This window comes from Mesoflavibacter sp. CH_XMU1404-2 (assembly GCF_037029465.1).
Lineage (GTDB): Bacteria > Bacteroidota > Bacteroidia > Flavobacteriales > Flavobacteriaceae > Mesoflavibacter.
Genome location: NZ_JAYMEM010000028.1, coordinates 159,024 through 171,903 on the forward strand (window position 1 = coordinate 159,024; position 12,880 = coordinate 171,903).

The 12,880-nt window shown below is 32.1% G+C and carries 14 protein-coding genes; 7 read left to right on the forward strand and 7 right to left on the reverse strand.

Features of this window, described 5'->3' with window-relative positions; all coding sequences use genetic code 11:
• Position 1: 1 nt before the first annotated feature.
• The 4 genes from WA327_RS12320 to WA327_RS12335 form a co-directional block, all read right to left on the reverse strand.
• Positions 2-283 carry a riboflavin synthase subunit beta gene (locus WA327_RS12320; RefSeq protein WP_106689176.1) on the reverse strand — a complete coding sequence of 94 codons (282 nt, stop codon included), beginning with the start codon at positions 281-283 and terminating at the stop codon, positions 2-4.
• Positions 284-285: 2 nt separating this feature from the next.
• Entirely contained in the window at positions 286-504 is a 219-nt protein-coding gene (locus WA327_RS12325; protein WP_336070186.1) for a hypothetical protein, read from the reverse strand.
• A 261-nt stretch (positions 505-765) separates the two neighbouring features.
• Complete coding sequence (gene ribH, locus WA327_RS12330) at positions 766-1,245, reverse strand: 6,7-dimethyl-8-ribityllumazine synthase (RefSeq protein ID WP_336070188.1); 480 nt, start codon at positions 1,243-1,245, stop codon at positions 766-768.
• A gap of 6 nt (positions 1,246-1,251) precedes the next feature.
• Entirely contained in the window at positions 1,252-2,022 is a 771-nt protein-coding gene (locus WA327_RS12335) for a tetratricopeptide repeat protein (protein WP_336070242.1), read from the reverse strand.
• Positions 2,023-2,155: 133 nt separating this feature from the next.
• On the opposite strand from WA327_RS12335, the gene recF reads away from it, so the two are divergent.
• The 4 genes from recF (at position 2,156) to WA327_RS12355 (ending at position 4,260) form a co-directional block, all read left to right on the forward strand.
• Positions 2,156-3,235 (forward strand): DNA replication/repair protein RecF, encoded by a 1,080-nt coding sequence (recF, locus tag WA327_RS12340; RefSeq protein WP_336070190.1) that lies wholly within the window; start codon positions 2,156-2,158, stop codon positions 3,233-3,235.
• A gap of 11 nt (positions 3,236-3,246) precedes the next feature.
• Positions 3,247-3,660, forward strand: a complete 414-nt coding sequence (locus WA327_RS12345; RefSeq protein ID WP_336070192.1) for a lipocalin family protein — start codon at positions 3,247-3,249, stop codon at positions 3,658-3,660.
• The gene (locus tag WA327_RS12350; RefSeq protein WP_336070194.1) at positions 3,660-3,956 is read left to right on the forward strand and encodes a DUF721 domain-containing protein; all 297 of its coding nucleotides are present in this window, start codon (positions 3,660-3,662) and stop codon (positions 3,954-3,956) included. Before WA327_RS12345 ends, WA327_RS12350 begins: the two co-directional genes overlap by 1 nt.
• Before the next feature lie 112 nt (positions 3,957-4,068).
• Positions 4,069-4,260 carry a cold-shock protein gene (locus WA327_RS12355; protein WP_336070195.1) on the forward strand — a complete coding sequence of 64 codons (192 nt, stop codon included), beginning with the start codon at positions 4,069-4,071 and terminating at the stop codon, positions 4,258-4,260.
• 82 nt (positions 4,261-4,342) lie between these two features.
• Here WA327_RS12355 and WA327_RS12360 read toward each other — a convergent pair whose 3' ends face one another.
• Both WA327_RS12360 and WA327_RS12365 read right to left on the reverse strand, forming a co-directional pair.
• Positions 4,343-6,886: a M4 family metallopeptidase gene (locus WA327_RS12360; RefSeq protein ID WP_336070196.1), complete on the reverse strand. Its 2,544-nt coding sequence runs from the start codon at positions 6,884-6,886 to the stop codon at positions 4,343-4,345.
• An 85-nt stretch (positions 6,887-6,971) separates the two neighbouring features.
• Complete coding sequence (locus WA327_RS12365; RefSeq protein ID WP_027880679.1) at positions 6,972-7,391, reverse strand: nucleoside-diphosphate kinase; 420 nt, start codon at positions 7,389-7,391, stop codon at positions 6,972-6,974.
• A 132-nt stretch (positions 7,392-7,523) separates the two neighbouring features.
• Here WA327_RS12365 and WA327_RS12370 point away from each other — a divergent pair, with 132 nt between their 5' ends.
• Genes WA327_RS12370 through WA327_RS12380 form a run of 3 tightly spaced genes read left to right on the forward strand, consistent with a single transcriptional unit; the run spans position 7,524 to position 10,298 of the window.
• On the forward strand, positions 7,524-8,543 hold the full coding sequence (locus tag WA327_RS12370) for a bifunctional oligoribonuclease/PAP phosphatase NrnA (protein ID WP_336070199.1): 1,020 nt from the start codon (positions 7,524-7,526) through the stop codon (positions 8,541-8,543).
• Positions 8,533-9,081, forward strand: a complete 549-nt coding sequence (gldI, locus tag WA327_RS12375; protein WP_336070200.1) for a gliding motility-associated peptidyl-prolyl isomerase GldI — start codon at positions 8,533-8,535, stop codon at positions 9,079-9,081. The genes WA327_RS12370 and gldI overlap by 11 nt, the downstream gene beginning before the upstream one ends.
• 32 nt (positions 9,082-9,113) lie before the next feature.
• Positions 9,114-10,298 carry a peptidylprolyl isomerase gene (locus tag WA327_RS12380; protein ID WP_336070202.1) on the forward strand — a complete coding sequence of 395 codons (1,185 nt, stop codon included), beginning with the start codon at positions 9,114-9,116 and terminating at the stop codon, positions 10,296-10,298.
• A gap of 734 nt (positions 10,299-11,032) precedes the next feature.
• Here the strand turns inward: WA327_RS12380 and WA327_RS12385 are convergent.
• A complete protein-coding gene (locus WA327_RS12385) occupies positions 11,033-12,493 on the reverse strand; it encodes an aminoacyl-histidine dipeptidase (RefSeq protein ID WP_336070204.1) in 1,461 nt (486 codons plus the stop codon).
• Positions 12,494-12,880 lie beyond the last annotated feature (387 nt).

Sequence of the window (12,880 nt, forward strand, 5' to 3'; positions counted from 1 at the left end):
ACTAATTTGGGAAGAATATAGATAGGTCAAAACCGATTATTAACAAAAATAAGAATACCAAAACAGCTACGATGATTAAAATACGTCTGTTTGCAGCTTCATCTGGACTATGCTTTAACTCGTCTAAAGCATTATTAAACTTTTGTTTTATGTTTTTGTTATCGCCTACCGTTGTTCTAAATTCGTCAAATTTGTGTTTTATTTCATACGGACTTCCTTCACCTTTGTAATATCTTGGTGTGTAACTAAACTTTTTATTTTTTCGTCTTGTTAGAAGTCCCATAATTATTTAATTTTTGTATCTAAGTAATACATTAAGATAGCAATAAATACTAAAAGTCCTATTAAGAGGAATAAGGTATTGCTCTTTTTTCTTCCAGAAACAGAAGGTCTTGCCTCGTTCCAACTAGATTTCATGCTTTCTTTTAACTGAGAAGCAGAATCTTTGTCTTTATCAAAACGAGATTTGTAAGTAAATGTTTTATTTTTTCTTTGACCGAACAATACTAAATGATATTACTAGTAAATTCAAATTTACTGAAAATACTAGAGATTGCTGGTTAGAGAATGCTAAAAATTGTTAACAAAAGGGAATGATTTGCTGTTAGCTGTTAGCTGTTAGCTGTTAGCTGTTAGCTGTTAGCTGTTAGCTGTTAGCTGTTAGCAATATTAAACAAACTATGATAGACTGAATACTGAATACTGAATACTGAATACTGAATACTGAATACTGAATACTGAATACTGAATACTGAATACTGAAATCTAAGCGTTTCTTCTTAATTCTGCCATTTTTAATGCAGCTACTGCAGCTTCTACACCTTTGTTACCATGTTTTCCTCCAGAACGGTCTATGGCTTGTTGCATATTATTATCGGTAAGCACACAGAAAATAACAGGTGTTTCACGCTGTACATTTAAGTCTTTAATACCTTGCGCTACAGCTTCGCAAACAAAATCAAAATGTTTCGTTTCACCTTGTATAACACTACCTATTGCAATAACAGTGTTAACCATTTGCTCTTGCATTTTTTTGCTTCCGTAGATTAACTCGTAACTACCTGGCACGTGCCAAACAATAATATTTTCTGGTTTTACACCGTGCTCTAAAAGTGTGTCTTTGGCACCTTTTAAAAGACCTTCGGTGATATTGTCATTCCATTCTGAAACAACAATCCCAAACCGAAATTGCTTTCCGTTTGGGATTGATGCTTTATCGTAAGCTGATAAATCTGTTGTTGCCATGTTATATTATTTTGACATCGCTTGTGCTTTTCCTATAAATACTTCTGAGTTTTTAGCTTCAGGAGCATCTGGATAATTGTCTTTTATTTTATTAAAAAACTCTAACGCTTTAGAAGCATTACCCATATTTAAAGCAGTTACACCTGCTTTGTATAAAAAGGTTGGAGTTGTAAATTCGTTTTGACGTAAATTAGCCGCTTTTGTGTAATAATCTAAAGCTTGATCTGGTTGGTTTAATTGCATAAATGCATCACCTATTGCACCTTTAGCCATTGGCGCTAAAGCTTCGTCTTCGCTATTAAAATCATCTAAATAAGCGATAGCTTTTTCGTAATTTTTTAAGTTTAAGTAAGCCATACCTGCATAGTAGTTTGCAAGGTTACCTGCTTCTGTACCACTATATTGGTCTACAATATCTGTTAAACCTAATTTTCCTTCTCCACCACTTAAAGCTAAGTTGTATAAAGAGTCTTGGTTAGCAGTTGCTGTTACAGCATCATTAAAATACTTTTTTGCTTGGTACATTTCATTCATAGCAGTTACATGTTTTGGTTTTGCTATAAATTGTTGGTAACCTAAATATCCTAAAACTAAAGCAGCTACAACACCAATTACAATAAAAATGTTCTTTTGGTTTTTCTCTACAAACTCTTCTGCTTTGTTTGCAGACTCGTCTAATGTATTAAATACTTCAGCTGTTGCAGATTCTTCTTCTACTTCTATTTCTTTTTCAACTTTCGTCTTAGGTTTGTATCCTCTTTTCTTATACGTTGCCATACTTCGTTTTATTAATGCGCACAAAAATATAATTTTTCTTCATAAATAAAAGCCTATTTATTTGATATTTTTCAATAATTTGCACTTCTTATTGTGGCAACCCTATTTAGCACACTTTTTTTATATTGTATCTATGATTTTAAAATCACTTTCGCTTTTAAATTATAAGAATTTTGACACTAAAACTTTTGAGTTTGACGCTACCATTAATTGTCTTGTAGGTAATAATGGTGTAGGAAAAACAAATGTTTTAGATGCTATATATCATCTTTCGTTTGGCAAAAGTTATTTTAATCCGGTCTCTTCACAAAACATTAGACATGACGAAGAATTTTTTGTGGTTAATGGCGAATATGAGAAAGACAATAAAACCGAAAATATTGTTGTTAGCCTAAAAAAAGGACAAAAAAAAGTTATAAAACGAAATGCAAAAGCTTATGATAAATTTAGTGATCATATAGGTTTTTTACCGCTTGTTATAATTTCGCCAGCAGATAGAGATTTGATTATAGAAGGTAGTGACACAAGAAGAAAGTTTATTGATAGTGTGATTAGTCAAAATGATAAAAACTATTTAAATCACTTGATTAACTATAATAAAGTATTGGCGCAACGAAACTCTTTATTAAAATTTTTTGCTGCCAACCACACCTTTAATAAAGACACAATTGATGTCTATAACGAACAATTAAACACTTACGGAACACAAATTTTTGAAAAACGTAAAACCTTTTTAAAAACCTTTGTTCCTATTTTTAAAGAACGTTATAAAGCCATTAGCGATAATAACGAAGCTATAGATTTAGTTTACAAAAGCAACCTTTTTGATGACGATTTAAATACACTTTTACGTCAAAATATTAATAAAGACAAAGCTTTACAATATACTAGCGTTGGGATACATAAAGATGATTTAATATTTAATATTGATGATCATCCGATTAAAAAATTTGGTAGTCAAGGACAACAAAAATCATTTTTAATCGCATTAAAACTAGCGCAATTTGACAGCATAAAAGCAGAAAACGGAAGCAACCCTATTTTACTTTTAGATGATATTTTTGATAAACTAGATGAAACTAGAGTTGCTCAAATTATAAAATTGGTAGATGACGAAAATTTTGGTCAAATATTTATAAGCGATACACATGCAGATCGTACCGAAAGTGTTGTGAAACAAGTACATCAAACCTATAAAATTTTTAAACTTTAATTTTTTTTAAAATGAAAAAATTAGCCTTATTATTAATTCTAATAATCTTTAGTTGTACGGAAGATAAATCTCATTTTACCGAAAACATAGATGGTTATTGGGAAATAAAACACGTTAAATTAAACAATGGTTACGAAAAAGAATACACCGTAAACGAGACCATTGATTATATCGAAATTACCTCAGACACGTCCGGATTTAGAAAAAAAATGAAACCACAATTTGATGGTACTTTTAAAACCTCAAACAACTCAGAAAATTTCACTTTTAAAATTGAAAACGACAGTTTTAACTTACATTATAAAACACCTTATTATAGTTGGAAAGAAACTATTTTAGAGATTTCTAAAGACGAAATGAAAGTAATAAACCAAAGCAAAGACGTATATTTATATAAACGTTACACACCAATAAATGTTGAATAATGGCCAAACGCAATAACGATATACTTAATTTACAAGATGTACTTAAAGAATTTGTTACAGAAAACAAATTAGAAACTGGCTTAGACAAAGTACAAGTTAGAGATGCTTGGGCAAAACTAATGGGTAATGGCATTAACAATTACACCTCTGATATTCAACTAAAAAGAGATACACTTTACATTCAATTAACTTCTAGTGCTCTAAGAGAAGAGCTTAGTTACGGAAAAGAGAAAATAATAAAAATGATTAACGAAGAACTAGGCAAAGACATCGTTAACAAAATAGTACTCAGGTAATTGAAAATTTTTCACCGAACTTTTATTTTTTTTGAAAAATTTTAAAAATAACGTTGAGTTAATATTATAAACTCTATCTTTGAAACATTATTAACAAATTTTTTTTATTACAATGGCTCAAGGCACAGTAAAATTTTTCAATGATTCTAAAGGTTATGGTTTTATAACTGAAGAAGGATCTAACAAAGACCATTTCGTTCATATCTCAGGTCTAATTGACGAAGTTAGAGAAGGAGATAACGTAGAATTTGATCTACAAGAAGGACGTAAAGGCATGAACGCAGTAAATGTAAAAGTAGTATAATATATATTTTCTATTTAAACGATTACAAAAAAAGCCTTTCCAAATTTGGAAAGGCTTTTTTAGTTGGATAAATCTTTTACTACTATTTTTTAATTACTTTTTTAGTAATCGTTGTAGTTTCTGTATGTATTTTCAAAAAGTAAATACCAGAGTTTATATTACTTAAATCAATACTTGTTGTGTTAATTTTTGAATTAATATTTATTATTCTTCCATTAATATCCAACACCTCTATTGAGCTAATAGTTTGCTTACTTTGATTTTTAATATTGAAAATCCCATTTGAAGGATTTGGATAAACAAAAATATCATTCGCATTAAGATCAAAATCATTAACAGACAATAGATCTACGGAACAGTTGTACACATAAACTTCATCAAGATACCAACCTACAGTACCATTACATCCGTCTGTACCAACTTCAAACCTAAATTCTACACTATCACCTGCATTTACATTTATATTTGAAAGATTTATAACACTTGTTCCCCAACTACCGGTTAATCCTCCTTCGTCATAACCAGTAAAAGCTGCTTGTCCTGCTAGAGGATTATCATTACCTTCACCAGAACCATTTATAGCATCATTGTAAGGGTTTGCGGTAAAAGCAGATACAGGAACCAGAGTCCAAAAGAATCCTCCATTTTTTCTGTATTTAACATTAGCACCATCCCATTCAAATTCAGTTGATATGTTATGATTAAAAGCCAATTCAAAATCACCAGTTACACCTGATGGTAAATTAATAACTGGACTTTGTAATCTTATAACTCCATTCTGTAAATCAGATGAACAATCTCCGTTAATAGGATTTGCTCCAAAAATACCAGTACCTGGTCTACTCTTAGGTAAATTAGACTCTAAAATCCAATCTCTATCTTCCCAAGTAGTAGGATTTGATGGCACGTTACTTACAGTCCAGCCATCAAGACCATTCTCCCAATCTTGAGTATATAAAGCACCATTGGTTGCATTAGAACATAATGTTACTGTTTGATCTAATAGTGATACAAAACCACAAGAATCAGGATTCATTCTTAACTCTACTGCTAGAAGTGCATTATTTAATTGTGCCAAATCTGAAGCAGTTATAACCTCTCCTGATAAACCTACTGAAGCTCCTGTTGATAGCCCCATTAAATTTACTCCTAACAAATCATTAGCAGAAGCCTCTAAAGCATCTGCAAAAACAGAAAAGTCACTTGTTTGAGTTAGATATTGACTTTGAGCTCTCCAAAAGATATGAGCTGATTTTGTAAAACCAATTCCTGTAACTGTAACACCATTATATGTTCCTCCGTCTACTAATAACGCATAAGCATGGTTAGGTACTCCCGAATTGATATGAACACCTCCGGAATCTGTTTCAGCACACCAATAATTCCCCGAACCAACTCTTCCTGGATCTCCATTACATGGAGGGTAGTACATGTCTCTAATTGCTCCTCCAAAAGCAGAAGCATCTTCCCCTATTTTCCATCTTAAAGAAGGATTACAAGCTGTACTTGATCTTATAGATAAATCTTCTCCTGCATCTTCATAATTATTCAACATATCAACTGTTTCTCCCCATACGTCAGAAAAAGATTCATTTAAAGCACCTGCTTGATAATAATATATTAACCCACTTGTATATTCAGTATAAGCGTGTCCCCATTCATGTGCTATCACATCATCTGCAGCTGTTCCATCACAATAATTAGCAGAATAACCATTCCAATTAGCATTTGGACAAGAAATATTAGGATTGTTGTTTATAGTAATCATAGTAGCATCTTGATTATCATAAGACACATAACCAAAAGCATTTTCAAAGAAGTTATATATATCCTCTGAAGCTACTACTTCATTTTGTTGCCAGTTTGTTAACGCACCAGGAAAAGCATCCCCTTCTTGCCATACCAAATTTGAAGTATTACTTTCATAAACTTCTCTGTTAACATGCGCTATTCCTGTAAATTGCTGTACCAAATCTCCTGTTAATGCATTTATAAAAAGAAACTCTCTAACATCTACATTGTTTCTAACCTCAACTTCATAAACAAGAAAGTCTCCTAAATTTTTATTTTCAATAAGACCTTTCTGAAATACATATAAATTACTTTTTATAACCATTAAACCTGCTCCAGAATGATTTATATTTTGAGTATTTACAATTTCTATTGCTTTATTTGAAGCTTGCAACGTACTAATCTGCGGATTAGTTTTTACTTTTAATCCAGAAATTAAGCTTCCGTTAATTGCTGTAATCTGCTTATCTGCATTAAAATGAATTCTTAATTGTCCATCAAAAACTTTTACTCCGTTATGGTATTGATTGAAAATTACATGTTCAAAACCGTAATTATCTAACCTCGTTTCTTCTAAAATTAAATTAGAATTATCTACACCCAATACAGATGTATATTGAGTTATGAAATTCTCTGACTTTTCCTTAACAGAAGACCCATTTATAGAAAATGGTTGGTCAAAAGGAAAAATAATAAACTCTGGTGTATTATTAATTTGATTAATTGAAATTGAAGCGTTTGTAGATTGTAAAAAACGCTCTAAATCTTTATTACTAGTTTGCGCAAAAAGCACCTGTGTAGCAATAAAAAGAACTAACAGTAATCTCTTTTTCATTTGTTTAGCTAATTGGGCTGCTAATATATCAAAAAAGCCTGAGAAGTTCTCAGGCTTTTTTATAATATGTTTAAGTTATAACTCCTTAAAACATCTCTCTTCCAGAAAAATGGAAAGCACCTTCTATAGCTGCATTCTCATCACTATCACTTCCGTGTACTGCATTTTCTCCTATAGATTCTGCGTACATTTTTCTAATAGTTCCTTCTGCTGCTTCTGCTGGATTTGTAGCTCCAATTAAAGTTCTAAAATCTTCTACTGCATTATCTTTCTCTAAAATAGCAGCTACAATAGGACCACGTGTCATATACTCTACTAACTCTCCAAAGAAAGGTCTTTCTTTGTGAATAGCATAAAATGCTTCTGCATCTTGCTTAGTCATGTGAGTTAATTTCATTGCTACGATTCTAAATCCTGAAGCATTAATTTTTTCTAAAATTGCGCCAATGTGTCCTTTTTCTACAGCATCTGGCTTAAGCATTGTAAATGTTCTATTAGTTGCCATTTTATTGTTTTAGTTTTAATTTCAACTTTTAATAACAAACCTATTTTCAGCTTGTTAATTTTGTGCAAAAGTAAGGCATTTATTAAGAAAAACAACAAATTCAATTATTAAAAAATTGTATATTCGTGCGCTATGACAAAACAAGATATTTCTGAAATTAAATCGCTTTTAGCTTCGCCTAAAAAAATAGTTATTGTAACTCACAAAAATCCTGATGGAGACGCTATTGGCTCTAGCTTGGCGTTATTTCATTACTTAACAAAAATCAATCATTTTGTAACTGTTATTACACCTAATGATTACCCAGATTTTTTAAAATGGGTTCCTGGTCAAGACTTAATTTTAAAGTTTGATTCGCAAAACAGTCAATCTGTAGAAGCTTTAAATAACGCAGATATTATCTTCACTTTAGATTTTAATGCCTTTCATAGAGCTGGAGATATGGAGAATACACTTGCGGAAAATAAGTCATTAAAAATTATGATTGACCATCATCAACAACCAGATCCTTATGCCAAATACACCTATAGTGATGTTAGTATGAGTTCTACCTGCGAGATGATTTATAATTTTATTGAAATGTTAGGCAATTTAGACCATTTAGATAGCAATATGGCAACAGCTATTTATTTAGGTATCATGACAGATACTGGTTCTTTCAGATTCAATTCAACAACTAGCAGAACACACCGCGTTATCGCAGATTTAATCGATAAAGGTGCTGAAAATACTTTTATTCATAATCAAGTTTATGACACCAATAGTTATAACCGTTTGCAGCTATTAGGTTGTGCGTTAAGTAACTTAAAAGTATTGCCAGAATATAGAGCTGCTTATATAACGTTGACACTAAGCGAACTTCAAAAATTTGATTACAAAAAAGGCGATACAGAAGGATTTGTAAATTACGCTTTATCATTAAATAATATTGTTTTAGCTGCTATTTTTATAGAAGACGCACAACAAAATATTGTAAAGATTTCTTTACGCTCTAAAGGAGATTTCTCTGTAAATTTAATGTCTAGATCTCATTTTGAAGGTGGCGGACATACTAATGCTGCTGGCGGAAAAAGTGATTTACCAATTAAGGAAACTGTTGAAAAATTTATTAGTATATTACCACAATACAAATCGGCATTAAATGAAGCTTAATCACTATATATTTATTTTTTTTGGACTGCTTATTATAGGCTGTAAAAGTCCCGAAGCACGTAAACCAATTACCGTGTCTTCAGGAAGTTTTATAGACCAATCTGTTGCCCGTAACAAAGCTTTAAACCAAAAAGAAATTGAAAAAATAGAAACCATAATTGCCAGCCAACCTGATAAAGAATTTAAAAATTCAGGAAACGGTTTTTGGTACTATTACAATACAAAAGTTGAAAACGATAGTTTGCAAACACCAGGTTTTGGCGATATAATTAACTTCAATTACAATGTAAAAACCTTAGATAGCAATGTTATTTACACTAAAGAAGAAATAAAAACGCAAAACTACGCTATGGATCAAGAAGAAATTTTTACTGGTCTTCGCGAAGGTTTAAAACTTTTAAAAGAAGGAGAAACTGCTACATTTTTATTCCCTTCGCAAAAAGCATATGGTTATTATGGAGACGAACACAAAATAGGTATTAACACACCAATTATGTGTCAAGTAACCGTAAATAAAATCACTAAAAATCAAGACTAAACCAAATAACAATGAACCTAATAAAAAAACAAATGAAATTTTTACTTATCGCTTTTATTGCCAGCTTTTCGGCAATGTCGTGTCAAGACAAATATCCTGATTTACCAGACGGACTTTACGCCGAGTTTAAGACCAACAAAGGTACTATGGTTGCTAAATTATTTTATGACAAAGTACCTGTTACTGTTGCTAACTTTGTAGGTCTTGCAGAAGGAACACATCCAAAATTAGCAGACTCTTTAAAAGGTAAACCATTTTATAATGGCATTACTTTTCATAGAGTGATGGACAAATTTATGATACAAGGTGGCGACCCAACAGGAACTGGTATGGGTAGTGCTGGCTATAAATTTTATAGTGAATTTGACACTAGCCTAAGCCATGATAAAGCAGGTATTTTATCCATGGCTAACTCTGGTGGATTAGACACTAACGGAAGCCAGTTTTTTATTACCGAAGTACCAAAAACTAACCTAGATGCTTTTTATGCAGACGGAAGTTTTAAAAACTGTAACATGCCAAGAACAAGCTGTCATACAGTGTTTGGAGAATTAGTAAAAGGACTAGAAGTACAAGATACCATATCTAATGTAAAAACAAATAACACCAAACCTGTTGAGCCTGTTATTATAGAAGAATTAAATATTATAAGAAAAGGTGCCGATGCAAAAGCATTTGACGCTGCAAAAGTATTTACCGAAAAAGAACCTTTATTACCTCAACGCTTAGAAGAGCAACAAGCTGCTATGCAAGAAAAAATTAAAGAGCAAGCAAAAATAGCTGGTAAAGCCTTTATCGAGAAAAATAAAGATATGGAAGGTGAAGTTATAGAGTCGCCTACTGGATTAGTGATGATTTTAAACAAAGCCAAAGATGGTGTAACACCAAAAAGCACCGATAATGTCTTAATACAAAGTACAGGTTACTTTGAAAACGGAAACTTGTTTTACACTACAGATGCAGAAGTAGCAAAAGCTACAAACACCTATAACGAACAAGCAGATAAAGCTGGTGCATATGAGCCTTTCCCTATGATTTATAACGAGTCTGCTACGCTTGTACCAGGTTTTAGAGAAGCTATGCTAAAAATGAACATTGGCGACAAAGCCCGTATTTTTGTACCAAGTTATTTAGGGTACGGACCAAACGGACGCGCACCACGTATACCACCAAATGCTAATTTAGTATTTGATTTAGAAATTGTTGGTATTAAATAACACCACAAAAAAACATAAAATAAAAAACCACCTTTTTAGGTGGTTTTTTTATAAATATACGTAGACCTACGTATTGATTTTCATACATAATAAGTTAACTTTGTTTAACAATCGGTAATGCGAATTGTAAACTCGCTTTATCTTTACATTGCCAATAATTAGGAAAAACAGAACCGAATTATAAACTAAGATGAAATTTTATTTATTAGCTTTAATATTAATCATTTTTACTTGCTCTAATACAAGTCGAAATTTTAAGTTTTTAAACTCTAAACTAATTCAACAAAAAAATGATACGATTCAATTCATTCCTAAAAGGAATTTTAATGGGAAATGTAATAACGACTGTGTTGTGTTTGTTGCAAATAATGAATCTGTTAAATCAGTTAATGGAATAACTAATAACGCCGAATATGATTATCAACTATTTATAGGTTGTCCAACCAAATATAGACTGATAAAAAATCGTGAATATACATTTATTGCCCAGGAATATTTTACGAGTAAATGCGCTATCTCTACTGATAGTTTAATTAATACGAAGAGATACAAATTGATTAAGATGATTGAAAAATAACTACTGGCAACAATGTATAAATTCACTGCAATTTTCTATCTTTCAGCTCAATCGGAAAATCGTACCGATTTTCCGCAACTGAAATTTATACGCTAACGTTAAACGAAACAAAAAAAGCCCAGCAAAAACTAGGCTTTTTTTATTATTATCTACTTCCCTATTTCTTTGGGATTTCTTTTAAGATTTCTAACACAAATTTCCAATATTTTTGAGCAGAGCTTATTTGAGCGCGCTCATCTGGGCTATGTGCACCTTTAATATTTGGTCCAAAACTAATCATTTCCATATCTGGATAATTTTGTCCTAAAATACCACATTCTAATCCTGCATGGCAAGCTGCAACGTGTGGCTTTTCGTTATTTAAACGCTCGTAAACATTTGTAACCACTTTTAAGATAGATGCATCCATATTTGGTGTCCAACCTGGGTAATCTCCAGAAAACTCTACTTCGCAACCTGTTAATTCAAACGTTGCGCGTAAAGTATTGGCTAAATCTAGTTTAGAACTCTCTACAGAGCTACGTGTTAAACACGCAATTTCTATCTCGCCATCTTTTATAGTTACTCGTGCTATATTATTAGACGTTTCTACTAATTCTGGAATATCTGCACTCATACGGTATACACCATTTAATGCCGCATAAATTGCTCTGGTTACACCTTCTTGCACACCTAAATCCATAATTTTTTCTGGTGTTTCAGTTTTAGTGACCAAAATCTCTAAATCTGGCTCCATGGTTTTAAGTTCCTTCTTTATGGTATTGGCTTGCTCTTTCATTTCAGCTAAAAAAGCTTCTTCATGTATAGCATCTATTGCTACAATTGCTTTACTCTCGCGTGGAATAGCGTTACGTAAACTACCGCCTTCAATTTGAGAGATACGTAAACCAAAGTTTTCAAAACCATCAAATAACACACGGTTCATAATTTTATTGGCGTTACCTAAACCTTCGTGTATTTGCATACCTGAATGTCCTCCTTGTAATCCTTTTACCTCAACTTGATAACCGGTTTTAAATTCTGGTGTTTCTTCTTCTTCATAAGTACGTCTTGCAGTTACATCTACTCCACCAGCACAACCAACACCAATTTCGTCATCTTCTTCGGTATCTAAATTCAATAAAATATCACCAGTTAATAATCCGCCTTTTAATCCCATTGCGCCAGTCATTCCGGTTTCTTCATCAATGGTAAATAAAGCTTCTATTGCTGGATGTGGTATATCTGTACTTTCTAAAATAGCCATAATGGTAGCAACACCTAAACCGTTATCTGCACCAAGTGTTGTTCCTTTTGCTTTTACCCAATCACCATCTACATACATATCGATACCTTGCGTATCAAAATCAAAAACCGTATCGTTATTTTTTTGATGTACCATATCTAAATGCGATTGCATTACAATGGTTACACGATCTTCCATTCCTGCTGTTGCTGGCTTTTTGATGATTACGTTTCCTACTTCGTCTTCTATAGTTTCTAAACCTAACTTAGCTCCAAAATCTTTCATAAATTTTATAACGCGTTCTTCTTTTTTAGAAGGTCTTGGTACGGCGTTTAAATCGGCAAATTTATTCCATAATGCTTTAGGCTCTAAGGCTCTTACGTCTTGACTCATAATTTTATTTTTATTGAAACACAAAAGTACAAAATGCACTATGGATTAATTACTTTTTTAAGTTGAAATTATGAGATTCTTCGCTGCGCTCTGAATGACAAGAAAAAAAACATCCACATTACTTTTGTCATTCTGAAGGAGGAACGACTGATGAATCTCTTATGATTAATATTAATAAGATTCTTCGCCTTCATTTCGACTGCGCTCAATGTGACAGCTCTGAATGACAAAAAGAAACCATTTAAACAAACATCAACTTTAGTCGTTACTCCTGATGGAAGTGACATCCTTTTTTATTTGGTCACTGAGCGTAGTCGAAGTGATCAAATAAAAAAGATATAACGGACAGCAGGAACCAACCTTTTAAAAAAACCTGAACGATTGGTC